Below are 24,907 nucleotides of genomic sequence, written 5' to 3'. Positions count from 1 at the left end.
GGGACCTTGAAGTATCTGAATTAAATATGAACATTCGGTTGTACGTTAAGGGGCCGAACTTTAATGGCGGCGGTGCGTTTCCTTGCTTCGGCCAGGTCGAATTTTAATTGGCGCTGGAGCCATGTTTCGGCACTGCCACCAAACACCAGATCAAGCCGAATGGCCATCTCTGGAGAAATTCCGGATTTACCCGTTAATAAATTGGAGAGCGCCTGTCGGCTAACTCCCAGGAATTCAGCCCCGGCGGTCACGGACAGGCCGCTGCGTTCAAGACACTCTTGCCGCACCAGCACGCCAGGATGTTGCTCATTGACGGACATCGCGATTCCCCCATCCCCAGGACGCGCAATGGTCAAGCGTCAAGCGACACTTGTCAATGTGCTCAGAGCCCGAAAGCAGACCAGCCCAGATGACTTGCCATACTCCTGAAAGGCTGACCTATGAGCCGGGCGGATTCGCGATAAATTCGCCACAAGCCTAAAACGCCCACGGCGGACAATGGTATGTGTCCATCCAGCTACTTCGTACTATCAGGGTCCGTATTGGTTCAAGAGCACTATTACCCATCCCGGGTATATTGCCGTAGAAGACGCCAAAAGGTGTTGTGACGGAGGAGTTTGATTGCGCGAAAGCAATTGACCTTTTGGAAGAAGTCGATTTTTGGGTGCGTAACCTCTTGCACGCGACTCAGTACTGGATGCCGACAGCGAACCAGAGTTTGTATAATGACTTCGTAATCCGCTTAAGGATGGACGTTTGATGGCCGTTGAATACAAGTGCGGAGACCGGGTGAGCAACGATGATAGCAAAGAGAAACGTATAATTGGTAACTTGTGATCTAAAAAATCAGGTGGTAAAGGAATATACCTGATTGCTTAGAAGAGGGACGAACAAAGTCGCAATGTGCGTGAGCAATTACTGCACGCAATTGGCTAGCACTAAGGAGAAGCATTAGCATAAGTCAATAGAGCTACTGGGTTTGGTTATGGCGCACTATCTTCAATCAAATCATCGCCCTCGCTTTAGTGGCGCGAGGGCCGAAAAATAATCAGCAAGCACTTCAATACATAAAGCGCCTTCACGGCGCGAGGACGCTTAGTTAAAAACCTCAAAGTGGCCAATTGTCCAAGCAGCGAAATATTCATCCCGGCAAGAATATTTGAGGGCAATTCTGTCGACACTGCATATTAGAATCAGCAGTATGACGCCCCTGAGCATACTTTATATTAATTACCTTCCCAGCCTAAGTGTGATTCCCGATATAAACTATCGGGACTTCATACTTGCTTGTTTTAGCGAAAGTCTTCATCGCTTTTTGGAATTGTTTCAATACCTATACGAGCGGATCGGCTTAAAAAAGCTTTCCCACCCTCGCCACAAGATTTTCTTGATATTAGCTTCCCATCTTTCAATACCGTTAAATAACTAACGAATGCTTGCGCAATTATATAGGTATAGCGCCCATTGTGAAATTTTATAATATCCTTATTTACGCTCCCTTCCGATGCCTCAACTATAAAAAACCGATCTTTAGGTGGAATCTTACTTTGGGGGTAAATCATCTCTATTTTTTCAGGAGTTCCATATCTGTACTGAACATAACCTTCGCTCGGCTTGTTGTTTTTATGTCCGCAAACAGAAACTATTTTGCCTTGAGGAAGAGGGCAGCTAAAATAAATCTCTTCAGTAGAAGAACACAAAACGATATCAGTCTCATCACTTCCGTATACATTTCCAGCAATGGAAAAACTTGCTAACGAAAATATAATACATTGAATCCTGCTATTTTTATTCATGCACAACACCTCGACTAAAGCTTAATTAAAAATTCCCTGATCCCATATTTTTTTGAAATTTTCTTTTCGGGCGGCACGACTGTTCGTCCGTAGATTTACGACATCCGTAATTGCATCGACTGCCGTATCAGTAGCCCCAATATCGGCTTTGAGATGCAAGCGATTCGAGACCCAGAAATACCCTGCTGAGCGAACGGCGTACTTCATTTGCAATAGTAGATCAGGCGTCGCTTCGAAATCATATTCTTCATTTGGCCATTCGCTAGCGTTACGACGAGACCATTCAGTAAAACTACGATAGTTAGCTCTTCCAGTTAGCTGCTTAAGCCCGCGCCCTCTATATTTCCAACCATCACCGCTAGCGTAGTTTCCATTCCCAAGTTCTACTCGCCCGCCATAAGCACTGTTCGCTACGGCCTCGTAATCGCGTTGATTTATGGTTGTACCGTCCGCCTTTATTGGTTTTGTAGTTTCGTAACCATGCGCGCGAGCTGCTGCAGGATGGGCCGCAAAATATGAAAAACTGCTAATAAGGGAAGATGCCTTCCAAACAAATACCTCTTCAACGGTTAAGGATGCTCCTGTTTCTTGCATGACTTGAGCAAAATAGTGGCTTCTGCGTAATGGCGTATTTAATTTATAAAATTCAGTATGCGTATTAAGCTCATCAGCAATGGCCTGAAGATCTGAGTATTTGGAGGGACCTACAGAAGGATAAATTTTCCTCATCATTTCCAATGTGAACTCAAAAGTGCCCTTAGCCTTCATATTCCTGATAAATTCAACTGGGTGAAAATGCCAAATTAAGCTCGACGCCATTTGAGCTCGTCCTGCCAGTTGGTCCCAGAACACGAAGTTATCGATCCTTTCTTTTTCATGCTTTAGTGTTTTCGGAATGGTCGCCAGCAACTGATCCAGTCTGCTCCACTTGGGCGAATCGGCTCTTTCTTTCCACTCGGTCGGATGATGAGCAACCAGCCTCGACCACTGGTCACGCGTGGCCGGGTTCATCAGTGCCACCTTGAGTTCGTCCGGTTCAACGATGCGATTGCCGTTGGTATCGATTTTTGCAAAGAGTTCCCTAAAGAACTGCGGCATGTCATCCGGGTCGAGAAAGCCATCTGCCATGGCGTTGCTCTCCTCGACAATCTGGAAGCCGAGTTTTTCCCAATCGTGCTGGGTGATGATTTCGGCATCACTTTTCTTTAGCACCCCGGAGACTGACTGACCATTTTCAACCACGCTTACTTCGTAGCAATCCTCCCCGCCGTCCAGGATGACCGGAGCAGCGCTGAGGTCAATAACATGCTTTTTGGTCAGACTTAGCGACTCCGTGGCCGGTGCTTTTCTCTTGAGCACCGTTGCGCTAGGCAAATGCAGGTACTGTTTGCCGGTTTTTAAGCCCGCTGAGTTCTGCAAGAAACTTTTAACGTCGGTGTCAGTGGTAAAAAGCTCGAGGTGCACCTGATGGTTGCTTTCTATCTCACCTTGTTCATTTTTGATGTTCTCGATGTAACCCAGGTAACCAATCGGATCGCCCGCCTTGATACGGACACTGGTGGAGACGACGTCATTAAAATTTGTTGGTGTTACCGTCTCCCACTGAACAAATTTGTTCGGACGCTCATTCTCAACAATCGTCCAAAACGTCGGAGGAACCGACTCGGGTCCCCAGCACCCACCGCTGACCAGCGTACATACAGCCATTCGTCGCGGCTGATTCCCAATCATCAAGGTCAGAACCTTCCGGCTATCGAATTCAACTACGCTGCTTTCGCACAACACCCTGCTTCCTATTTGCGCGCCCGCAGGCTGCCCATCGGCTGGATTCACCGGATCCTGATACAGCGGTAACTTTTGAGTCGCCGTGGCTCTGACCCTGCCGTGCCAATAATTGGGTCTCGCCCGCTCAGGTAGGACGTCGGCTGTCCAAATCTTATTGCCGGCCGTGTTCCGGTACGGAGCACCATTGTCTAGGTAAGCGAACCAGACTTCAGCTCCGACGTCACGGGTTTTGCTCACTCCGTCCTTCACACTGCCGGCAATAATCTTGCCTTTGGCATAAGTTACACTGGCGTTCTCGGCCCTATCCAGAATCTCCAGTTTGGTGCCGCTGCAGAGCTTTCCGCAAGCAGGAGGCTTGGGTCCTGCTGCGGGGGCGACGTCGTAGGCGTAAAAGTCACCCACATTCATGGTTACCTTAGGTTTCGGTTGCTCCTCGGGGGATAACCGGTAGTGGTTGTAGGGCAATAAGTGCATGTACAGGCTGTAAAACGTCAGGCTGTTCTGCTTGCCCTGGTTGACCCCTTCTTCCGGGTTGGGCGCTGATTGGTACTCATGACGCACCAGGCAGAACGAGTTGGAATACTTCAGCTTTTTGGCCGTCTCACCATCCCCAAAGGTCGCTTCCCCGTATTCGTCATTGAGTCTGTACGCCACGACCTCCCCATCGGCGATGCAACACAGCGCATCATCCCGCACACATTGTGGCGCGCTTAGGTCCGTGATGTGAATTCCGCCATGCCAGAAATTGTGAGCCCCCAGCAGGTAATGACCCGACGTTTCTTTTTCGAGAATTTGGTAAAGTTCGTTAACATCCGTAAACGGCGTTTTGTCGGGTTTTCTGAATGGGTAGTGAAACTTGATCATTAATAAAATCTTCCGTATTGCAGGAACTGGGGGACGTACACGCTGGGTTTATGTGCGCGGCGCCTCGAGGCGAAATGATCTTTTAGGCACCGACGTCCCTTCGGTTCGCGACACGCCAATTGAAACATTCAAGTTCGTTGTCCTTTTAACCCAGATGAAGAGGGGTTAACCGGAGAACCGAAAAGAAGCAGGGGGCAAGCTTGGCTTTATTTCATCCAGTAGTTCCCCGAGAGCCGGGACACCTAGTATCGGTTCACCACCCAAATCGATTTTTACGCTGCTGAAAATTCCATCGGGATTTAGTACAAGGTGCTGCCCCCCTCCCTTGAGGGTCAACGTGGCGCCGGCGTCCAAAATTACGTTGGCTCCGGATTGGATATGCACCTGATCACCTGCCTGGATAACGTGGGTCACGCCGGTGTGGGTGTAACTGCTACCCATCACACTGGTACGGTCATCGGCGCCCAGCACTGTGTTGCGCAGTCCGGTGGTGTGGTGCTCTTCCTCGCCGCCAATAACGTTATAGCTATTGCGGGTGATCTGCTGGCGGAGGTCGTTACCAATGGTGGTCTCGTTGTCGTTACGAATCAGTTGTTCCATGTCCCGTTCGGCACGCAGGAAGATTTTCTCTTGCCCGGCACGGTCTTCAATCATGAGTTCGCTGTAGCCGCCGCTGGCCGGTGAACTCTGGCTACGCAGCACCGTTTGGGTTTTGTTCGCCGGTAACAGGTGTGGCACGGGCGTGATTTTGTTCGGCACGCAACCGGTAATCAGCGGCTGGTCGGGGTCACCTTCGTTGAAGATCACAACGACTTCCATGCCCACGCGCGGGATGGTCACTGCCCCGAAATTATTTCCAGCCCAGTTAGACGCGACCCGCACCCAGCAACTGCTTTTATCGCTGGTGCGCCCGGTGCGATCCCAATGAAACTGGACTTTCACCCGGCCATACTCGTCGCAAAAAATCTCTTCACCCGTCGGCCCGGTCACGTGCGCAGTTTGACTGACCAGGATCGGTTTACGCCTGAGCAGCGGCGGACGATAGAACACATTCCATGGAATCGCCGTGAAGCTGTTGCGGTAGCCTTGGCTAAAGCCATCCTCTGACGGGACGTCGTCCGCATAGGCCTCTTCTAATGCTTGCGGTTGTTTCCCAGCGTGATGCACGCTGAGCAACAACCATAGATCGTTACACGCTTGACGCGGATGCTCGGTCAGGTTGAATAGATGCCCGCTGCGCAGCATCGCTTGGTCACTCTCACCCTCAATCAACTGGTAGTCGCTGCGGTGGCGCTCCAGCGCTTGCTTGGCCAGGGCCTTGGCGCGATCCAACCCCGTCATCGGGCGACCGTAGCGGTAATCCTCAAGCGCGGGATTAGATTCGGCAGTGAACTGGCCTTCCAGCACCAGGCTGGGGCGCTCAAAGTCGTAATCGCGGAGCGTGGCCCGGTTGGTTCGGCTGCTGAAACGTTGCTTGAAGCGCTTGACCACCGGATGATCGGGGACGGTCCCTTCGGCTTGTCGATACGGCGTGTCGCCGAGTAGGGGGAAAAAGGTTTGATCGTCGGTGAACACCAACTGATAATCGTTAGCCGAGTGTTGATGGTGCCAGGCAATCCCGTCTTCAGCACAGAGTCTCTGGACAAACTCGAAATCGCTTTCCCCGAATTGCGTGCAGTATTCCCGCTCGGGGCTGCTACGGACGTTGAAACTATACACATCGGTCTGAATGCCGTGACCAGCGAGGACCTGCGAGATGATGGCCGGTACCGTCTGCTTCTGAAAGATTCGCTGGTTGTAACTGAACTGCAGGTAATAAAGGACCGGAACTAGGCTTAACTGATAACGGGTAGCACGTCGACCCGAATCACCTACGCTCATATCCTCAATGTGGCCATGGATGCCTTCGCCATTTAAACCAAACTGTAGAAAGGCGGGCTGGCCGAGCAGACTTTCCAGGTTCACGTTAGGGTTCTCGCTGACGAGCTCTACTCGAATGGCGTACAGCTGACTAATTGCCTCGATGCCATCGAAGGCCAGCACCTTGAAATCGTGGTGAAGGGTGGGGATATGCAACGTGAACTGAGCAGTATTGGCCGGCAAGAACATCCTTACTCCCTGTATGCAATGCACAAATGCGTTCCGACCCAATGAGGGCACGCAGCGCACGCAAGAAAATGTAGTGATGCAAACGCCATCGGCCAAGTGCACTTGGCTGATGGCTTAACTCAATCGAACGAGAGTTAGGGTCAGACGGGGGCACGCCAATCATCGGAACCCGAAGTACCGCATACCTCGTGCGTCCAGGTGATTTTGCGGAAAGTGAATGCTACGTCCTGCAGGTGCGTGAAATGTGCATTCGACGGGTCTTGGCAGTTAAGCATGTAATCTTTGATGTCGACGATAATGGCGTCTTCCAGCTTGGTGGTGAAATAGTGCTCTTGAGTGCCAGCGGCGGAGGTGCGGTACCACTGAATGGTGACCTCGGTCAGGCGCTCGCCCGTGGTTAGCGCGGTTAACAACAGTGGAGACGCTTTGTCAAAAACTTTGGTGATCTTGACTGGCTTGTGGACGCGTTGACCGGTGGGTTGGCCTGAGTGTGCGTCGCGTGGAATGCTCACGTCGTGGCTAAATCCCTGAACCATGACTTGGTCTTCATGCCCTTCCTGATACGTATTGCCAACCGAATCAGCGGTGAACGCGCCGGCGGTGATCAGACCTTGTTTGGTACCGGTGATGGACATGTAGGCAGGTGTTGCCATGGAGACTCTCCTTGTTAAAAAATTGAGGCCAGAATGCGCAATTGCCTTCCGGATCTTGGTGAAGGCCGCTGTATATCCAGTTTTTTATAATCACTTACTAATCGTTTAGCGCTTGGGCCAAATACAGGGCGATCCTCCACCCGCACTAGGCCGCCAACCCGCAAAATAACCCCGCAGAACCCTAGCGAGATTCAAAAATTAAAGACAATTAATAACCGTCAAAAATGGTCAAAAAGCGCTGCTGCCATGATCGTAGAAAATGAGGAGCCCGCTCGTCGAGGTTTCCTCCACAACGGTCGTGCTAGTACCAGAATGTGTTGCTACGTCGGAATGCCGAGCGTTGCCGCCAGGTCGACGTGGTGCCCATGGCGCTACGCAGTTGTGCGGCGGTGATCGTGCGATCGGCCGCATCGAATGCCAGCGCCGTGCGCAGGGCTGGCCAGCAGTGTTTCGGTAGATTGCGCGGGGCGTGCAGCTCGCGGTCAAGTCGGGCGTCGCGGGCCTCGGTCGAGGGCAAGCGGCGGAACGGGTGTTTGCCGCTGGCCAATTCGTAAAGCACGCACGCCACGCCGTAGACATCGGCGCTCGCCGACAGCGGCTGGCCTTCGAGCAGTTCCGGGGCGGCATAGCCCGGGGTCCAGGCGTTGAAACGCTCGCGGCTCAGGTGCGGCAGGCCGGGCAGGATGCCTTCTTCGGCCTGGCCCAGACCGAAGTCGAACAGGCGCACGCCTTCTTCGCTGAGCATCACGTTGCTCGGTTTCATGTCGCCGTGCAGCACGCCGCGCGCGTGGGCGTGGGCCAGTGCGTCGAGCAGCGGCAGCACGATGTCGCGCAGTTCTTTCCATGGCAGGCCCAAGGGCCGCTCACAGAGTAATTTGTCCAGGGTCAGCCCACGCATGAGTTCCATGGTGATGAAGGCACGCTGGCAGTCGGTGTCGACTTCAAAGGTGTGCGGGCGCAGCACGTTGTCGTGGCGCAGGCGTCGGGTCAGGGCGAACTCGCTGTAGAGCAAGGCGCTGGCGTCCGGCGATTCGGCAAATTCTTCGCTGAGGATTTTCAGCGCGATGTAAGGGTCGGGATCGCCGAACTGTTCGCTCAGCAAGTCTCGTGCGCGGTAGACCGCACCCATGCCACCGGCGCCGAGCAGACGCTCGATGCGGTAACGGCCTGCGAGCACGTCGGGCAGTTCTCCGATGCTGGCTCTGGTTGGCACCTGCACAGGCTCTGCGGTACGCGGCTTTCCGTTTAGCGGCGTTGCGAACGCAAAGTAAGTCAGGTTATTGGCTTGCTCTTCGCTCACCAGCAGGTCGTCGATCGGCGGCATGAGTTGGGTCATTGGCGGATCACCACGGCAGTCAGGTTGTCCCGGGCCGAGCCACGCAGCGCGCCGTCGAACAGATGCTCCAGCGCGACGTGCGGCGCGGTCAGGCTCAAGGCATTGCCCAAGGCATCGCTGCTGAGCCCTTGGTACAAACCGTCGCTGCACAACAGAAAAACATCACTCGGATACACTTGGATCTCAAGCACGTCCAACTTCAGTTGCTCGGCGGCTCCGATTGCGCGGGTCAGCGCATGAGCAGCTGGATGTGCGCGCGCGTCCTTGACGCTCATGTGTTGCTCGTCGATCAGTTGCTGTTGCAACGAATGGTCCCTTGACAACTGATACAAGCGCTTGTTGCGCCACAGGTAGCAGCGGCTGTCGCCGGCCCAGATGCAGGCCGCGCGATTACCGTCCACCAGCAGCGCCACGACGGTGCTGCCCATGATGCTGTCGTGGCGCCCGGCAGTGACAGTCAACTCTTGACCCAAGCGGCGGTTCAGCCAGTGCAAACACTGGCGGATGCCTTTGAGTCGTTCGTCGAAGTCATCCTGCACCGGCAATTCCGCCAGGCTGGCGACGATCAACTTGCTGGCAATATCGCCCCCCTGATGACCGCCCATGCCGTCCGCAACCACCCACAGCCCCTGCTGTGGGCAGTCAAGAAACGCATCCTCGTTGCGCGCCCGCACCTTGCCGGCGTCGGTACGCGCAGCGCTGCGCCAGGGACTGGCAACCTGCATCAGAGCTGCACCGGCATACGAAAGGTGCGCAGCACGCCCATGTCGAACGGGTTCGGCGTGCGCTGGCTCGACAGCAGGTAGTTGGCGCGCAGGCCGCCCACGTCAGCCTTCAGAACCAGTACGTCGCGACCGCTCAGGTACTCGGTCTGCATCAGATCGAACAAGCGGAACAGCGACCATGGACCGGTGTTTTTCTCAATGCCGATCGGGCGGCCAGCGATGTGGTCCATGACCAGGCTGGTGCGACCGTCTTCAGCATCGGTCGGCCACTTGAACGCCACCGGCACGATCGGACCGTGGCGGTATTCGAGGGTCTTGTCGCCGAATTTGAACTCGGAACGGCTGACCGCCGGATCAAGGGTGTACGGCTCCAGCTTGAACTGCACTTGCGGCTCGGCCGGGTTGATCGAGAAGAAGCTCTGGCGAATCACTTGCGCCGCGGCCATTTGGTCGAGGTAAACCTTGGAAATCGGCAGACTGTGACCGTCGAGACTGCGCAGCCGATAGTTGCCAGGATCACCACTGACGAACGGACGCATGTAGTTATCGAAGAAGCGATCGGCGATGCCCTGCGCTTTGAAGAACTCGCGGAAGTCGCTGATCGCCACATCGCTGGTGCTGTGGGCGCTGAACGGGTAACGCTTGTTGATCGCCTTGCCGTAGAAGCTGTACAGCTCGCTCTGATAACGCTGATTGAGGTACTGGTAGGCATCGTTCAGCACCAGGCACCAAGTATCGTCAGCCAGTACGTTGAACCACACGCTGACCGGCCGCGGCAGACGAACCGATGCTATACGCAAGCTGCTCAGCGCATCACGCTGCCCGCCCATACGGGTCTTAGCCCATTCCAATGCCGCCTGCTCCGGCGCACTGGAGCGGGCCAGGCTAGCCATCTGCAGTTGCAGGTCGTTAAGTGCATTTAACGCAGAGGTCAAATCAGCGGCCGGGCCGTTGTTTTCATCCAGCAAACGATGCAACGGTTCAAAGCGGCGTTGCATGGCGTTCCTGGCGGTATCCGGAACGCTTTTCACCAGGGCACCAGACGCTTGGTCTGCTACAACGGCGGTGAGTTTGCCCAGCGCTCCGCCCGAATCAACTAGTTTTCCGGCAGCATCGGCTGCGTTTTGCGCACTGTCAGTAGGCAACGGGAAGCGGGTATTTTCACGTATCGCCACTAACAGCTGCACAACTGGCGAGTTAGCTGAGGTCAGGCCCGCCAGTTGGTCGGCGTCCTCGTCAAAATTCCTAACGGTCGCCAGCGCGATCTGGCCGATCGCTTCGCCCCAGAAGTTGGCGTAGTCGCGGAAATACAATTGCTCCAGCTCGACCATCAAGCGACGCAAGTCCATGCCGCTGATGCCCGCGCCTTCGCCCAGCACCCAGTTGTCCTGCAGGATGTCGGTGACCAGCGCCGCGCCCTGTATTGAAAAATATTGCTGATGGCCCTTTTGGGTGTAGAAGCCCGGGATCACGTAATCGGTGCCGACGAACAGCGCGCCTTGTGGGCCGAGGTGTTGGCTCAAGCGGTATTGCGGCAGGTTGCGAGCCTGCTCGCGCAGCATCCGGTAAACCACGTTCGCCAGCGACTCGCTGCGCAGTACCTGACGTGCCTGCGCCACCAGTTGATCATTCAGCGGGTAGATAAATGGCTGCTGGAGCAAACGCTCGAAATGCGTGTTCAAACCGTTCTGCACCGCCGTGTTGCCGGTGTAACGCTGGGACCAGTCAGTGGCAACCCAATCCTTCAGCCACGCGCTATCGCGCCGATCACTCATGTTCAGCATCAAGTACGCACGTAAGCTGTTGAACAGTCGCTGGCGATCGTTCATGTTGGCGTGGATTTGGCCTTCCAGCAGCGTTGCGACCTTCGGCAGCAGTTGCGCTTCCAGCTCGCGCTCGTAGGCGTCCTTGACTAGCGGATTGACGTCTTCACCTTGGTACAGCCCGCTGCGCTCGTAGTACGACACGTCGCCTTTTTTCGGGAACACCTGGGTCGCCGCGTAACTCGTGTCGAGAACCTTGAGCACCGCCGTTGAATCATCACGCGCGGTCAGGGCCACGCGCTGTTGCATCCAGTGGGTCGCCAAGTTGTGCAGGTTTTCCAATCGCTTATAGTTGGCGGAGAAACCGCCCGCCCACAGCATGCCGAACAGCGCGAGGGCTGCCAATGCGCCGACGTACAACGCACGTTGGCCCCACTGGATGCGGCGGCGTTCGCGCTTGTCCAGACCGGCCAGATCGGCTTCGGGGAAAATCACCCGGCTGAACAGGTGGTGGATGAACCGCGAGCGACCACTGCGCAGGGTCGGCAGTACGCCAGATTTGAACTCCGAGGTCGCGCCGATGGCGGCGTCCGGGTCCATTTCCTCGGTTAGGTGCGGTGCGCTGGTCAGGTAGAAACCGCGCAACTGACTGACGCGCTGATAGCGGTTGCCGGTGAACGCCATGTCGACGAACAGGCACAAGCGCTCGCCGATCTGCCCCAGTTGATGCGGGAAATCGAGGATGCGGCCACGGCGCTGAGTGTCGCGCTCCTGGTGTATGCGCATGATCACCTGGCTGTTCAGGCGACGCAGCAGTTCCTCGAACTCGGCGCGCAGCACGGTCACATCGGCGCCGCTCTGTGCTCTGCGAAAACTGGTGCCGAGCACCTGATCGCTTTCTTCGCGGGTCAGTTGGTCGAAGAACTCGTCGAAACCGAGCAGCGTGTCCGCCTTGCTCAGTACCAGATAGATCGGCACATCGACGTGCAGTTTCTGATGCACATCCTGCAGGCGCGTACGCACCTGACGGGCTACGACCTCCAAACCCTTCTCGGTCTCGCCAAGCAGCGTCTCCACGGGAATGGTCACCAGCACACCGTTCAACGGCCGGTTGCGACGACGCTTGCCCAGCAGCTCGAGCAAGGTGTGCCAGGCGTTGCCGTCCACTTCCTTGTCAGTCTGGGTCAGGTAACGCCCGGCGGTGTCGATCAGCACACCGTGGTCGGCGAAGTACCAGTCGCAATGACGCGTGCCCTGGGTGTCACGGGTCAGTTTGCGGTCAACCTTGTTGATCGGAAACTCAAGGCCCGAGAAGTCCAGCAAACTGGTCTTACCGCTGCTTTGTGGACCGATCAGCAAGTACCACGGCAAATCACTGCGCCAGCGTTCGCTGCGCCCGCGATAGAGACTCGAGGTCTTTAGCGTGCGCAACGCCTTCTTGAAGCGTGCGCGAAGCTCTTTGCGCTCTTGGTCGATCTGCTCTTCCCGGCGGATGCGCTCCTGGCCGTCTTCGCTGTCTTCGATGGCTTTCTTGCGCAGACCGGCGCGCCAACTGACGAAGACCATGGTCAGGCCCCAGATCAGGCACAGCGCACTGATGGTCAGCAGGCGGGAGGTCGAACCTTCCCAGAACTTGTAGTCATCGACCGCTAACAACGGCCCGACAAACCACACCAGCAGCGCGACGAACAGCACCAGCAGCAAGGTCCAGACCCAGGTCTGACGCAAGAACGCACCGACTTTCTTGAAAAACTCTTTCATCACACGCCCCTGTTTACAGCTTCGACTGCGGCTGGACCGCGGCCGGATCAAGCGGCTGATAAGGTTGCAGAACGGTCTCGCGTTGTTCGCCCAAGACCCAGGCGAAGCCCGAGTACATCACCACCAGGCAGACCACGGTGAACAGCACCACCATCCACGCCGGTACGATGCGCACCAGGCTACGGCGCTGATCGTTCAGGCCTTCCCAATGTGGCGACAACTCGCGCGGCACGTCGCCGTGCAGCTGACGAATTTGCCGATACAAGGCGTCGCGAATGCCTTCAAGTTCGAGCATGCCGCGCGTTTGCACGCGGTACTTGCCCTCGAAACCAAGCGCCAGACACAGGTACATCAATTCCAGCATCGGCAGGTGCTTGGCCGGGTTTTTGCTCAGGCGATCCAGCAATCCGAAGAACTTCTCGCCGCCGAATGTTTCGTTGTGGAAGCTACTGAGCAAGCTCATCTGCGACCACTCGCTGTCGTTGCCCCACGGCGTTGTCACCACGGCTTCGTCAACCACCGTGCAGAGCACGTAACGCGCGGCCATCACCTGGCTGCTTTCGACCCCGTTGTGCAGTGCCCGCGCCTCAAATAGGTTCAGTTCGCTCGACAGGCTTTGTTTGAGCGCATGCAGGTCGTCGTGAGCGTCGCTGTGTTTGAGCCGCACTACGTCCGACAACAACTCGGATGCTGCGGCCACTAGAGCATTGAGGCTGATGTTGAACGTTTGCGCCGGCCGCAGGCGCGCGGCGTAGATCATCCGTTCTTCCAATTGTTCAAACCGCGGTGGCGCGGCGAAATCGGTCAGCGGACTCGCCGCCGGGCCGTGGCCCTGGCGGTCGAGCAAGACGGTTTTATCGTCCTGATGGTGTTTCATGTCCTTGATCATGTCGGTCAGTTCCTGATGGCCCAGAATTTCAGTTCAAGCTCGGCGAATTCTCCGGACACGTGGAACGCGAAGCCGCCGGAGCGCTCGAGGTGTGCCAGGTCTTCGGAGCTGAGTTCGAGGATGAAATAGGTTTTGTTGGAGTGGAACGCGATCTGCCGCGGCGCCACCGGCAATGCTTTGACCTTGATGCCCGGCAGTTGCAGGTTGACCAGCTCGCGGATGCGCTCCACCGGGCCGACCTTGAGGTGAGTCGGCAAGCGGTGGCGCAACTCTTCAGAGTCGCAGTCGGCACTGGCCGCGAGCACAAACGAGGCCGAGCCAAGCAGTGTGTGATCGTGCAACGGCGCAACGGTGATCCCGTATTGACGCGCTTGCAGGACCAGTTCAATGGCGTGCTGCTCGAGCACCATTGACAATACCTGACGGATCGCATCCATCAGCTTGCGAAAGCTCGCGCCCTGATCGCTGTGTTGGTAACGACTGTCCAGGCGCGGGCGTTTGCTGTCGTTGGAAAAGGTCGCGAGATCGCCGAGCATGGTCAGCAGCGTGCGGTACAACTCTTCCGGGTGAACCTGTTGTAGGCCAAGGTAGTGACGCAGCAACAATTCGGTGCGGTTGATCAATTGCAACATCATGAAGTCGCCGACTTCCGCTCCACCGACCTTGCCGGTGGAGCGGATGCGCTCGGCGATGGTGTCGCCACGGTGACCGAGTAGGCTGATCACTTCTTTCAGGCAAGACAGCAGGTAGCTGGAGGCATGCGCCTGAAGGTAGGCCGGCACGAAATCAGGGTCTAGGCTGATCACGCCGGCGGGCGTGGTGCCGAGCACTTGGCAAACCTTCAGCTTCACGTAGGCCTGGTCGCTCTGCCGCTCGCCGAGCAACAGTTTGAAGTCTGGGCGGCCGCAGCTGACCTGACTGATGCAATCGTCGCCGGTATTGGAGTCGGCCACTTGCGCTTCGTACACGGTGTAACGCGCCAGCACGTCAGATTGTTCGGGACGGCGCGCCTCGATGTGGTTCTCGGTCACCAGCGGCAGTGCCAGATAGATCGGTGTGTTGCCGGTTTCAGGCGGCACGTCCAGCACCAACGGTTCGGTGTTGCCGCCGAGTTCGAACAAGCTGCCGTCTGGCAGAACCCCCGAGGCCCGGCGGATCACCAGTTTGCCCATGTTGAGGTACTGCACATCGAAGTCCAGATCGAGGAAACCCCAGGTGTAGCTGCCTAACAGTTGCGTGCGGGTCTTCATCTGGTGGTCGTAGTAACGATCATTGTGTTGGAAATGTTGCGGGCGCAGCAGCATGCCTTCCTGCCAAATGACTTTATGCAAATTCATGATCAGTCATCCGCCTTGGCGAGCGTGTCGTAGCTAATGCGAATGCCCGCCTGATCGAGAGTCAGGTCGGCCTCGGTGACTTCCACCGGGGTGACCTGCACCGTGTAACGCCACTTGGTTTCCGGTAGATCGCGATAGGCCGCCAGAATGCCAACGTAGCGGCTGCCCTCTTGCACACTGAGCTTGAGCTCGACGGTCTCATCCGGGCGCAGCTCCAGCTCCTCGCTGGCCACCAGGTCTGGTGCCAGCGATTCCTTGGCGTGCTCGTACAGACTGAAGAAATCGGCGTTCTCAAACGTCACCGGGTGCTTGAGCTCAAACAGACGCACGACGATCGGCGAAGGCCGCCCGTTGAGGTCCGGGTTCAACTGGTCACCGGCGGTGAGCTTGAGGTTGACCTTGGTGACGTGGGAATACGGCGACAACGACGAGCAACCGGCCAGCAGCACCAGCACCGCGAACGCTGTCAGTGTTTTGAAAAAAGCGGTCGAGCAGCGAGACATGCGCATCATCCTTGGTGGTCGGTGTGAAGGGTGGCAATCAGCCTAATCTGTTCTTCGTACGCCTGAGCAAAGTCCCGGGCCATCAGGCGTTCGCTCCAGTCATCGTCTTGACGCAGGGCATGGTGATAACGGCCATACGCTCGCCAGCGGCTGCCAGAAGTGGCCAGCAACGACGTGTTGTCGCGCTCGAAACGCAACGTCAATTGCTGCGGCGAGAAATGCTCCAGCGTGCCGCGCACGGCGGCTCGGCTGGCGGTCAACAGCGCCACCTGATGCGCCTGCAAATCACGGAAGGCGCGGGAGATGGCCTGCTCGGCCGGCAACTGGCTCGACTTGTTCGGCTGCAATAAAATGCCCAGTGCTTCACCGGCATCGACAGCGAATTTCAACGGATTTCTCTGAGTGCCTTGCACCGTGGTCTGCGCCAGACGCAGTTCGTGTTTCAGCTCGCTGCGGGTGCGCAGGCTTTGCTGCACACCGCCGATGCTTTGCTTGAGCAGGCACGCGGCCTTGAGCGCCATGGCTTCGCGAGCGTCGTGGTCGAGGCCTTTGAGGTCGACACCCAGCGCGGCGCCAAAGTGTTCCCAGAATCCTTCGCTCTGCCGCTCCAGCACTTTCGGCGCCGGGACAGGCGCCGCCGCCGGGGCGTCGATCAGCTGCGGGACCGTCAGGTTTTCCATGTCGATGCGTGCGTAGTCGGCGCGCCGACCGCTGTCCTCGAGGGCAGTGCCGGGAGAAATCAGTTCGTCGATTTCCGAATACGCACGCTCCTGCTGATCGAGCGTGTTCAGCGGGTCGAGCTCCAGAAAGGCGTCGTCGGGAATGATGCTGCCCGCAGGCTGCGGACGGCCGATGTCGGCGTTGAAGGTCGCCGGATCACGGACCAGCCGTGCGCGGATCTCGAAATCACCCAACACATAAAGACTGCCATGTTCGATGCGCATCGCTTCGCCCTTGCGCAGGCGTGCGCCGCTTGCGTTGTCCTGGATACCGTTGCTGCTGGTATCGGTCAGGAAAAACGTGCCATCGCGGTAGCTGATCGAGGCGTGATGGTTGGACAAGTGACGTTTACGGTCCGGGATGATCCAGTCGCAATCCTCGCCCCGGCCAATCAGGCCGCCAGTCTGCTTGAAGGTCTTCAGGCACAACTCCGGGGGCACGAATTGCTTGGTGTTCAATATTTCGAAAACCAGTTCCATGGTGATACTCCTTGGGGTCACTTACCGCGACTGACCGCCTGCGGATCACCCAATGGGCGATAGAGGTTGTCGTTATATTTGTAGTTACCGCTACAGCCGCCGAGGCAGAGTAGAACGACGAGGGCCAGCAGGAAGGCGTGCCAGTGACGGACAGACATCAAAAGGTCTCCAGTAAAACCAAGCAAGACGCAGCCCCTGTTGGGTGCGCTCCGAGGAACGAAAGTCGGGAACCGGGAACATCGACGGTGTGTTACCTCGCCATCGACGTCGCGGGGATAAGCTTCAGGCGAATTTGCAGATCACGCCGCCGTCGCCGTCGAGCGTCGCGTTGACCCGCTTGAGGCTTTCACCGCTGGCCATCGCGTCGAGCAAGCGGTCGGCCACCAGCGGCAGTACGTGCAGGTCGAGCAAATGGTCGATCAACCGCGCGCCGCTGTCGCTTTGGGTGCAGCGTTCGGCCAAATGGTCGACGAGGTCCTGGGAATACGTGAAATCCAGCTGACGACGGTTCAGGCGTTCGCCCAGACGACCGAGTTTGATCTCGATCAACTCGCGCAGCACCGGGCCACCGACCGGGTAGTAAGGCACCACGCGCATCCGCGCCAGCAGCGCCGGTTTGAAGTGCTTGCTGAGTACCGGGCGAATGGTTTCTTCGAGGACTTCGGCCGATGGGCGTGCGCCGCTTTCGCAGAGCTCGCTGATGCGGTCGCTGCCCAGGTTCGAGGTCATCAGGATCAACGTGTTGCGGAAGTCGATCTCGCGCCCTTCGCCGTCGTTGGCCACGCCTTTGTCGAAGATTTGGTAGAACAGGTTCAGCACGTCCGGGTCGGCTTTTTCGACCTCATCCAGCAACACGACCGAGTACGGTTTCTGGCGCACGGCTTCGGTGAGCATGCCGCCTTCGCCGTAACCGACGTAGCCCGGTGGCGCACCGATCAGGCGCGACACGGTGTGCTTCTCTTGGAACTCGGACATGTTGATGGTGGTGAGGAAACGATCACCGCCATACAGCAAGTCAGCGAGGGCCAGCGCGGTTTCGGTCTTGCCGACGCCGCTCGGGCCGACCAGCAGGAACACGCCGACCGGTGCGTCAGGTTTGTTCAGGTCGGCAGCGGTGGCGCGCATCGAGCGGTCCAGCGCGTGAACGGCTTGTTCCTGGCCACGAATGCGCGTGCGCAGGTCGGTGGCGAAGCTGGCGACCTTGGCGTTGTGTTCACGGGCCAGTTGCGCCAATGGCACGCCGGTCCAGGCGCTGATCACTTCGGCGACCAGACGTGGGCAGACTTCGAAGCTCACCAGACGTTCTTTGACCTGAAGCTCGGTCAGCGCTTTGTGCGTGTCGTTGAGTGCGGCTTCCAGGGTTTCGACGCTGTGCGCTTCGTCCACCGGCAGCGTTTCGATCACGGTGCCTTCGGCGTCTTCTTCAACCGTGACGATTGGCTCGGCGGCGGCAACTTCGCGCGCCTTGGCCAGTTGCTGACGCAGATCCAGCAGGCGCTCGGCCAGTTCTTTCTGTTCGGTCCACAGGGTTTCCAGCGCAACCCTTTCCTCTTCGGCAGTAGCCAGTCGATCTTCCAACGCGTCCAGCGCTTCGTGATCGATCAGCAAACCAGCCTCGGCATCACGCCGCAGGGCCTGGCGCTGACGGCCACCTTCGGCCAGCTCGCCACGCAGGCGCTCAAGGCTTTCTGGGGCGGCGGCGAGGCTGATGCGTACGCGGGCGCACGCGGTGTCGAGGACGTCGACGGCTTTGTCCGGCAGCTGACGGCCTGCGAGGTAGCGGGCAGACAACTCGGCCGCCGCAACCACCGCGTCATCCCGGAGGTAGATGCCGTGGCTCTTCTCGTAGACCTGAGCCAGACCACGGAGGATGGTCACCGCTTCGCTGACGGTCGGTTCGTGCAGTTGCACCGGCTGGAAGCGACGGGCCAGGGCCGGGTCTTTCTCGAAGTATTTTTTGTATTCCGCCCAAGTAGTGGCAGCGATGGTGCGTAACTCGCCTCGGGCCAGGGCTGGCTTGAGCAGGTTGGCCGCATCGGATCCGCCGGCATTGCCGCCCGCGCCGATCAGCGTGTGGGCTTCGTCGATGAACAGGATGATCGGTTTCGGCGAGGCTTTGACTTCGTCGATCACGCCTTTGAGGCGACGTTCGAATTCGCCTTTGACGCTGGCGCCCGCTTGCAGCAAGCCCATGTCCAGCGACAGCAGCTCCACGCCTTTCAAGACTTGCGGCACTTCACCGGCGGCAATGCGCGAGGCCAGGCCTTCGACGATCGCAGTCTTACCAACCCCGGCTTCACCAACCACGATCGGGTTGTTCTTGCGGCGACGGGCGAGGATGTCGACCATCTGGCGAATCGCGCCATCGCGGCACAGCACCGGGTCGAGTTTGCCGTCGCGAGCCTGTTGAGTGAGGTTATGCGTGAAGCGCTCCAGCAGCGATTCGCCGGGAACGGCCGGTTTGCCGGTGGCCGGTTGCTCTTTCTGCGACAGGGCGAATTCTTTCAGGCGCTCGATGTTCAGCTTGGCCAGCAACGACTGGTAGCGGCTGCCGGCGTAGCGCATCGGGTTGCGCAGCAGCGCGAGGATCAACGCGGCCTGCTCGACCTGGCTCCGGCCCAGTTCAAGGTTGGCGACCAGCAACGCGTCTTGCAGCCACTGCACCAGTTCCGGGGCGAACACCGGGTTGCGCGAGGCGCTGTGCTCGACCCGCGATTGCAACGCGGCGCTCAGTTCGCCGGCATCCACTTCGGCGTCTTGCAGCGCGCGTGCGAGCAGGCCTTGCGGACGCTCCAGCAGGCCGAGCAGCAAGTCTTCGACGAGGATTTTGCTGCCGCCACGGGCGACGCAACGCTCGGCCGAACTTTCCAGATCACGACGGGTTTCGGCGTCCAGCGCCTGGATAAGTTGTTGCAGGTCTACGTTGATCATTGGTCATCTGTCCTTAATGAATTTTGCTGCCCAGGGTCACCACGCCGTCCGCTTTTTCGCGGCCCAGCCAACTGGTCCATCCCAGGCGACAGGCGTTTTGCTCACCGATGCGCAGCTCGCGGATTTCTTCCTGGCGCAACACCAGGCGAATGTCGTAATCAAGCGGGTCACGCAGGGTGAACCGCACCAGCGCGCACAGCGGCTGGTAGCCGAAACCGATCGGCAGAAATTCGTGGAAGCGTTGCCAGTCGAGCTCGCGGATGTGGATGCGGAATTTGCCGCTGCGATCGCGCACGTGTTCGCCCAGCACCAGGTCTTCGCCGAGCAGGCTGTTGGCGCGGCCCAAACGATTGCGCTGCTCGTCGAGAATTTCCACGCGGCGCTCGATGCACTGCTCGATGGTCAGTTCGGCATGCTTGAAGTAGTAACGCAGCACCGCTTCGATCAGCGCCGCCGAGTGCGCCCGCAAGCTGAGCAAACCGAGGTACGGCAGCAGGCGTTTCCAGTTCAGTTCCTGGGCCTTGCGGATCTCTTCGCCACCGAGGCCGATCAAGGCAAACAGTTGCGCCGAGAACGGGTCGAGGGCGCCGCTCTCGAAACTGGCGCGGTAGCGGTACTTGCGCCAGATCGGCAGCATCAGCCGTTGCAGGCGATGGTGGAACAGGTCGAGGAAGTTGCGGGTCGGGTTGCCGTCCTCGCTGTCGCCCAGGGCTTGTTCACCGTAGAACGCCGGCAGCGGCGAACCGGAGCCGACCAGGCCGATCAGGTTGAAACGCAGGCGCGCGCGCATGTGCCCGTGCTCGTGGAAAAACTCCACGCGATCGACGTCACTGCCCGGGAAGCCCAGGCTCGGGTTGGCCTGGAATTCGAGCTGGTCATACAGATCGTCCTGGCTCAGGTGCGGGTGGGCCTCGCGCAGCCGGTCAACCACCAGCAGCACGGCCTGAAACAGCGAGTACTCGCGTATTCCTCGGGTCAGTCCGCTTAAAGAAGCGGCTGAAGGCCCATACGTGGTGTCCATTGGTACACCTCTCCCTGTGTGCTTTTTACCCGCAGCTCGTGGTACGAATTGAGACTGGCGTAAAGCGCGAAAAACTCGTTAAGAACCGAGGCGAAAACGAACAGGTCGCCCTCGCCGATATACCCTTCCGGGTCGATGGTCAGCTCGGTGCGCAACCCGCGTACCGGCAACCCTCGGTGCAGTCGATCGACGTGCTGGTGCTTGATCGACTTGAGCCCGCCCAGCAGGCGTTTGCTGACTTTTTCAGCGTGTTGGTCGTAGTAGCGCGGCAAGTCGTAGGTTTCGAGAATCACCTTCAACGCATTGACGTCAGCCAGGGACAGGTAGTTGAGCGACATGTTGCTGATCAGCTTCCAGAGGAAGTCACGGTTCAGCGGCGGCGCGTAACTCGGCGTGGCCGGAGTGATGTTGCGGAAACTCAAAAACTCCGGCGTTTCTTCGCAGGCCTGGCTGATGTCACCGAGCTTGAGCTTGCGCGGCAAATTCTGGTTGGTGCACATCAGCTCGATCGACAGGGTTTCGTGGGCTTCGGTGTGACGGATGCCGAAGCTCAGGTAAGTGTCAAGGCCGTCGTGCAACGAGGACGAACGCTGGCGAATGCTGTAGTGCGGACGGCTGGTGGGCACGTCGAAACTCAGGTCGTGCTCGAACGATTCGAACGGCACGTATTCCTGATAGCCAAGGCCGCCGGGCTTCCAGCCGGTGACGGTTTCCACCGAGAACACACCGCAGTTTTCCAGATCGTATTCGGCTGGCAGCAGCAAGTATTCGTCCTGCTTGCCGTCGAGGCGGATCGGCAATGCATCGTGCTTGAACAGGTTCACGATCGGCGTGCAGTAGAGCTTCACGTTGTCCAGCGTCGGACGCAGGCGCTGGATGCCGCTCTTGCGAATGTCGAAGCGCAATTCGAGGCCGCGCATCTGCTTGAGCGTGTCTTCCGGCAAGGCCTTGAGCAGGTCCAGACCGTTGATATCGACGAACAGGAACTTGTCCTGGAAGGCGAAATATTCCTGCAGGTAGCGGTAGCCACGGAAGGTGTTCAGCGGATACGGGATCAACGCTTCTTCTTCGGCAAAACCCACCGGCTGCACTCGGTCGCCGGGCATCTTGAACGCCATCGGTTTGCCGCTGACGCCATCGATCGGCTGGCCGGCGCCATCCAGCGGGATCAGTTCGATGCCGTCCAGATTGCGCAAAAGGCTGAGGTACAGCATCTGGCTGATGTAGCGCTCGCCGGCGAAGTGCAGGCGCAGACGACTCAGTTCCAGCTCGCCGAGGTGACCGTCGGCACTCATCTTCAGCCGCAGGCTCAACAGCGAACCGTCGCCCTTCACCGAGTAATTCAGCGCGGCCAGATCCAGCGGCAATACGTCGGTCGGGTAGCAGGTGCGAAAGCGGCAACGCACGTCATCGATTGGCTTGCTCTCGACCGGCGTATCGCGGTCAACCCTCAGCGCCGGACCCGAACGCTTCAACGGGTCGAACTGCAAAATGCTGAACGCCGGCAACGGTCGCATGTAGTTGGGCCACAGCAGGTGCATCAGGGAATGGCTGAGTTCCGGCAATTCGTCATCGAGCTTCTGACGCAGGCGCCCGGTGAGGAACGCAAACCCCTCCAGCAACCGCTCCACGTCCGGATCCCGCCCAGCCTGACCGAGGAAAGGCGCCAACGCCGGGCTACGCTCGGCGAATCGACGACCGAGCTCGCGAAGCGCGGTGAGTTCGTTTTGGTAGTAGTGATTAAAAGCCATGGTTTCCCTGGTTGACCTTGACTTGGCCGCTGCCATCCAGGCACGCGGCGAAACTGACCTGGCGTTTGAAACCATCAACTTCCAGCAGGCCTTCGATGCTGAAGGACAGGCGCAGCTGATCGTCATCACGCGGCAGGGAAATGACACGCACGTTGCTCAGGCGCGGTTCGTAGGCTTCGATGAAGCTTTCGATGGCCAGGCGAGCCTGACTCAAAGAGTCGTGCAGGCTCAGGCGCATGTCATTGAGATCGGGTAGCCCGTAAGCGGGCAGCGTCTGCACGCTGCCCGCACGGGTGCTGAGCATCTTGGCCAGATGGGCAGCCACCGACGCCGTGGCGCAAACTTCGCGGCTCCAGCCGGCGCGTTTGTCCGCCTCGCCACCCAGGCGTTCGAAAAGGCTGCCGTATCCGATCATGGGCGTTTTTTATATCCGTCGTACGTAGGCTCTTTGTCCAGCTTGCCCACCAGTGACAGGGTGAAATCGGCACCCATGTACTTGAAGTGCGGGCGCACGTTCAGGCTGACGCGGTACCAGCCAGGCTCGCCTTCAACATCACTGACGATGATCTGGGCAGCGCGCAGTGGACGACGACCACGGACTTCGGCGCTCGGGTTTTCCTGGTCAGCCACGTACTGGCGGATCCACTTGTTCAGTTCCAGCTCGAGGTCGGTACGTTCTTTCCACGAACCGAGTTGCTCGCGCTGCAGCACTTTCAAGTAGTGAGCCAGGCGGTTGACGATCATCATGTACGGCAGTTGAGTGCCGAGCTTGTAGTTCAGCTCCGCAGCCTTGCCTTCAGCGCTGATGCCGAAGAACTTCGTCTTCTGCACCGAGCTCGCGGAGAAGAACGCCGCGTTGTCGGAGCCTTTGCGCATGGTCAGGGAGATGAAGCCTTCCTCGGCCAGTTCGTATTCACGACGGTCGCTAACCAATACCTCGGTAGGAATCTTGGTTTCGATTTCGCCCATGCTTTCGAAATGGTGCAACGGCAAGTCTTCAACCGCGCCACCGCTCTGCGGGCCGATGATGTTCGGGCACCAGCGGAATTTGGCGAAGCTGTCGGTCAGCTTGGTGCCGAACGCGTAGGCCGTGTTGCCCCACAGGTAGTGCTCGTGGCTGTTGGCGACGGTTTCTTTGTACTCGAACGACTTGACCGGGTTTTCTTCCGGGTCGTACGGGTTACGCAGCAGGAAACGCGGCACGGTCAGGCCAACGTAACGGGAGTCTTCCGACTGGCGGAAGCTCTGCCATTTGGCGAATTGCGGGCCTTCGAAGTGATCTTTCAGATCCTTCAGGTCCGGCAGGCCGGTGAAGCTTTCCAGGCCGAAGAATTTCGGGCCGGCCGCAGCAATGAACGGCGCGTGGGACATGCAGGCAACGCTGGACACGTACTGCATCAGTTTCACGTCCGGCGAGCTTGGGGACATGAAGTAGTTGGCGATGATCGCGCCCACCGGCTGACCACCGAACTGGCCGTATTCAGCGGTGTAGATGTGCTTGTACAGACCCGATTGCATCACTTCCGGCGAATCGTCGAAATCGTCCAGCAGGTCTTCTTTGGAGACGTTGAGGATTTCGATCTTGATGTTTTCGCGGAAGTTGGTGCGGTCGACCAGCAACTGCAGACCACGCCACGACGATTCCAGGGACTGGAAGTCAGGGTGGTGCAGGATTTCGTCCATCTGGCGGCTGAGCTTGGCATCGATCTCGGCGATCATGCGGTCAACCATGGCCTTCTTGACCGGCTCACCGTTGTTTTGCGGCTTGAGCAGCTCTTCGATGAAAGCCGACACACCGCGCTTGGCGATGTCGTAGGCTTCGTCGTCCGGCGTCAGGCGGGTTTCGGCGATGATGCTGTTGAGAATGCTGTATTCGCCGTTCTCTTTGCTCTTTTGCTGTGCTGCGCTAGTGCTCATTGTTGGCTTCCTTGGCTGATGGTGGCTCAGACGTTCTGGGGGGCGTCCTGGGCTGCGGCGTTCAGGCCCAGCTCACCCAGTACGCGACCGCGGGATTCGTCGTCGGCGAGAACGCCTTCGATGGCTTTGCGGAACGCAGGCGCGTTACCCAGCGGGCCTTTGAGGGCCACCAGCGCGTCGCGCAGTTCCATCAGTTTTTTCAGCTCAGGCACTTGCTCGACCAGCGAGGCCGGGTTGAAGTCCTTCATCGAGTTGACGCGCAGTTTCACGGCCAGTTCTTCAGTGTCGCTTTCTTCCTGAAGACGGTTCGGCACGCTCAGTGTCAGGCTCAGCTCTTGCTTGGCCAGCACTTCGTCAAACGTCATCTTGTCGATGCTGATCGGCTTGCGATCTTCGACTTTGCGTTCGTCCTTGCGGTGGGTGTAGTCACCGATTGCCAGTAGTTTCAACGGCAGTTCGATCTCTTCCTGGGCACCACCGGTGGCAGGTTTGAACGTGACGTTGATGCGTTCCTTGGGGGCTACCGAGCCTTCTTTGGCCATGGCTTTTCTCCTTGCGGTTGTGGCC

19 protein-coding genes are annotated in these 24,907 nt (G+C 58.1%); all 19 read right to left on the bottom strand.

The window, feature by feature from the left end:
• Positions 1 to 20: 20 nt before the first annotated feature.
• Positions 21 to 320, bottom strand: a complete 300-nt coding sequence (locus ACIPL2_RS08810; RefSeq protein WP_401355042.1) for a HigA family addiction module antitoxin — start codon at positions 318 to 320, stop codon at positions 21 to 23.
• A 972-nt stretch (positions 321 to 1,292) separates the two neighbouring features.
• On the bottom strand, positions 1,293 to 1,796 hold the full coding sequence (locus ACIPL2_RS08805) for a hypothetical protein (protein WP_401355040.1): 504 nt from the start codon (positions 1,794 to 1,796) through the stop codon (positions 1,293 to 1,295).
• Between the two features lie 21 nt (positions 1,797 to 1,817).
• Complete coding sequence (locus ACIPL2_RS08800; protein ID WP_401355037.1) at positions 1,818 to 4,445, bottom strand: chitinase; 2,628 nt, start codon at positions 4,443 to 4,445, stop codon at positions 1,818 to 1,820.
• Positions 4,446 to 4,610: 165 nt separating this feature from the next.
• Entirely contained in the window at positions 4,611 to 6,554 is a 1,944-nt protein-coding gene (locus ACIPL2_RS08795; protein ID WP_401355034.1) for a type VI secretion system tip protein VgrG, read from the bottom strand.
• 140 nt (positions 6,555 to 6,694) lie between these two features.
• Complete coding sequence (locus ACIPL2_RS08790) at positions 6,695 to 7,207, bottom strand: Hcp family type VI secretion system effector (RefSeq protein ID WP_401355032.1); 513 nt, start codon at positions 7,205 to 7,207, stop codon at positions 6,695 to 6,697.
• Positions 7,208 to 7,508: 301 nt separating this feature from the next.
• On the bottom strand, positions 7,509 to 8,543 hold the full coding sequence (locus ACIPL2_RS08785) for a serine/threonine-protein kinase (RefSeq protein WP_401355030.1): 1,035 nt from the start codon (positions 8,541 to 8,543) through the stop codon (positions 7,509 to 7,511).
• Positions 8,540 to 9,268: a PP2C family protein-serine/threonine phosphatase gene (locus tag ACIPL2_RS08780; protein ID WP_401355028.1), complete on the bottom strand. Its 729-nt coding sequence runs from the start codon at positions 9,266 to 9,268 to the stop codon at positions 8,540 to 8,542. Before ACIPL2_RS08780 ends, ACIPL2_RS08785 begins: the two co-directional genes overlap by 4 nt.
• Positions 9,268 to 12,792 carry a type VI secretion system membrane subunit TssM gene (gene tssM / locus ACIPL2_RS08775; RefSeq protein ID WP_401355025.1) on the bottom strand — a complete coding sequence of 1,175 codons (3,525 nt, stop codon included), beginning with the start codon at positions 12,790 to 12,792 and terminating at the stop codon, positions 9,268 to 9,270. Before tssM ends, ACIPL2_RS08780 begins: the two co-directional genes overlap by 1 nt.
• 13 nt (positions 12,793 to 12,805) lie before the next feature.
• The gene (icmH, locus tag ACIPL2_RS08770; protein ID WP_401355022.1) at positions 12,806 to 13,681 is read right to left on the bottom strand and encodes a type IVB secretion system protein IcmH/DotU; all 876 of its coding nucleotides are present in this window, start codon (positions 13,679 to 13,681) and stop codon (positions 12,806 to 12,808) included.
• 5 nt (positions 13,682 to 13,686) lie between these two features.
• On the bottom strand, positions 13,687 to 15,018 hold the full coding sequence (gene tssK, locus ACIPL2_RS08765; protein WP_401355020.1) for a type VI secretion system baseplate subunit TssK: 1,332 nt from the start codon (positions 15,016 to 15,018) through the stop codon (positions 13,687 to 13,689).
• Positions 15,019 to 15,020: 2 nt separating this feature from the next.
• Positions 15,021 to 15,521 (bottom strand): type VI secretion system lipoprotein TssJ, encoded by a 501-nt coding sequence (tssJ, locus tag ACIPL2_RS08760; RefSeq protein ID WP_401355018.1) that lies wholly within the window; start codon positions 15,519 to 15,521, stop codon positions 15,021 to 15,023.
• A gap of 5 nt (positions 15,522 to 15,526) precedes the next feature.
• Entirely contained in the window at positions 15,527 to 16,720 is a 1,194-nt protein-coding gene (tagH, locus tag ACIPL2_RS08755) for a type VI secretion system-associated FHA domain protein TagH (RefSeq protein WP_401355015.1), read from the bottom strand.
• Positions 16,721 to 16,737: 17 nt separating this feature from the next.
• A complete protein-coding gene (locus tag ACIPL2_RS08750; protein WP_401355013.1) occupies positions 16,738 to 16,878 on the bottom strand; it encodes a type VI secretion protein in 141 nt (46 codons plus the stop codon).
• A 124-nt stretch (positions 16,879 to 17,002) separates the two neighbouring features.
• Entirely contained in the window at positions 17,003 to 19,651 is a 2,649-nt protein-coding gene (gene tssH, locus ACIPL2_RS08745) for a type VI secretion system ATPase TssH (protein ID WP_401355010.1), read from the bottom strand.
• Between the two features lie 13 nt (positions 19,652 to 19,664).
• Positions 19,665 to 20,672, bottom strand: a complete 1,008-nt coding sequence (gene tssG, locus ACIPL2_RS08740) for a type VI secretion system baseplate subunit TssG (protein WP_401355008.1) — start codon at positions 20,670 to 20,672, stop codon at positions 19,665 to 19,667.
• On the bottom strand, positions 20,636 to 22,423 hold the full coding sequence (gene tssF, locus ACIPL2_RS08735) for a type VI secretion system baseplate subunit TssF (RefSeq protein ID WP_401355005.1): 1,788 nt from the start codon (positions 22,421 to 22,423) through the stop codon (positions 20,636 to 20,638). Before tssF ends, tssG begins: the two co-directional genes overlap by 37 nt.
• On the bottom strand, positions 22,413 to 22,838 hold the full coding sequence (gene tssE / locus ACIPL2_RS08730; RefSeq protein WP_401355003.1) for a type VI secretion system baseplate subunit TssE: 426 nt from the start codon (positions 22,836 to 22,838) through the stop codon (positions 22,413 to 22,415). Before tssE ends, tssF begins: the two co-directional genes overlap by 11 nt.
• The gene (tssC, locus tag ACIPL2_RS08725) at positions 22,835 to 24,340 is read right to left on the bottom strand and encodes a type VI secretion system contractile sheath large subunit (RefSeq protein ID WP_401355001.1); all 1,506 of its coding nucleotides are present in this window, start codon (positions 24,338 to 24,340) and stop codon (positions 22,835 to 22,837) included. Before tssC ends, tssE begins: the two co-directional genes overlap by 4 nt.
• A gap of 26 nt (positions 24,341 to 24,366) precedes the next feature.
• Positions 24,367 to 24,882, bottom strand: a complete 516-nt coding sequence (tssB, locus tag ACIPL2_RS08720) for a type VI secretion system contractile sheath small subunit (RefSeq protein ID WP_401354998.1) — start codon at positions 24,880 to 24,882, stop codon at positions 24,367 to 24,369.
• Between the last annotated feature and the right edge of the window lie 25 nt (positions 24,883 to 24,907).

Source organism: Pseudomonas sp. NPDC086251, assembly GCF_044746405.1.
In the GTDB taxonomy this organism is placed as follows: domain Bacteria; phylum Pseudomonadota; class Gammaproteobacteria; order Pseudomonadales; family Pseudomonadaceae; genus Aquipseudomonas.
Note: the sequence above shows the minus strand (reverse complement) of the source record. Positions and strands in the feature narration are given on the sequence as shown.

Excerpts from the sequence above, each read along its gene's own strand:
- tssH (WP_401355010.1), bottom strand. The coding sequence starts at position 19,651 with ATGATCAACGTAGACCTGCAACAACTTATCCAGGCGCTGGACGCCGAA.
- tssG (WP_401355008.1), bottom strand. The coding sequence starts at position 20,672 with ATGGACACCACGTATGGGCCTTCAGCCGCTTCTTTAAGCGGACTGACC.
- ACIPL2_RS08800 (WP_401355037.1), bottom strand. The coding sequence starts at position 4,445 with ATGATCAAGTTTCACTACCCATTCAGAAAACCCGACAAAACGCCGTTT.
- tssJ (WP_401355018.1), bottom strand. The coding sequence starts at position 15,521 with ATGTCTCGCTGCTCGACCGCTTTTTTCAAAACACTGACAGCGTTCGCG.
- ACIPL2_RS08805 (WP_401355040.1), bottom strand. The coding sequence starts at position 1,796 with ATGAATAAAAATAGCAGGATTCAATGTATTATATTTTCGTTAGCAAGT.
- tssC (WP_401355001.1), bottom strand. The coding sequence starts at position 24,340 with ATGAGCACTAGCGCAGCACAGCAAAAGAGCAAAGAGAACGGCGAATAC.
- tssK (WP_401355020.1), bottom strand. The coding sequence starts at position 15,018 with ATGAATTTGCATAAAGTCATTTGGCAGGAAGGCATGCTGCTGCGCCCG.
- ACIPL2_RS08750 (WP_401355013.1), bottom strand. The coding sequence starts at position 16,878 with ATGTCTGTCCGTCACTGGCACGCCTTCCTGCTGGCCCTCGTCGTTCTA.
- tssE (WP_401355003.1), bottom strand. The coding sequence starts at position 22,838 with ATGATCGGATACGGCAGCCTTTTCGAACGCCTGGGTGGCGAGGCGGAC.
- tagH (WP_401355015.1), bottom strand. The coding sequence starts at position 16,720 with ATGGAACTGGTTTTCGAAATATTGAACACCAAGCAATTCGTGCCCCCG.
- ACIPL2_RS08780 (WP_401355028.1), bottom strand. The coding sequence starts at position 9,268 with ATGCAGGTTGCCAGTCCCTGGCGCAGCGCTGCGCGTACCGACGCCGGC.
- ACIPL2_RS08785 (WP_401355030.1), bottom strand. The coding sequence starts at position 8,543 with ATGACCCAACTCATGCCGCCGATCGACGACCTGCTGGTGAGCGAAGAG.
- tssB (WP_401354998.1), bottom strand. The coding sequence starts at position 24,882 with ATGGCCAAAGAAGGCTCGGTAGCCCCCAAGGAACGCATCAACGTCACG.
- ACIPL2_RS08810 (WP_401355042.1), bottom strand. The coding sequence starts at position 320 with ATGTCCGTCAATGAGCAACATCCTGGCGTGCTGGTGCGGCAAGAGTGT.
- tssM (WP_401355025.1), bottom strand. The coding sequence starts at position 12,792 with ATGAAAGAGTTTTTCAAGAAAGTCGGTGCGTTCTTGCGTCAGACCTGG.
- tssF (WP_401355005.1), bottom strand. The coding sequence starts at position 22,423 with ATGGCTTTTAATCACTACTACCAAAACGAACTCACCGCGCTTCGCGAG.
- ACIPL2_RS08795 (WP_401355034.1), bottom strand. The coding sequence starts at position 6,554 with ATGTTCTTGCCGGCCAATACTGCTCAGTTCACGTTGCATATCCCCACC.
- ACIPL2_RS08790 (WP_401355032.1), bottom strand. The coding sequence starts at position 7,207 with ATGGCAACACCTGCCTACATGTCCATCACCGGTACCAAACAAGGTCTG.
- icmH (WP_401355022.1), bottom strand. The coding sequence starts at position 13,681 with ATGATCAAGGACATGAAACACCATCAGGACGATAAAACCGTCTTGCTC.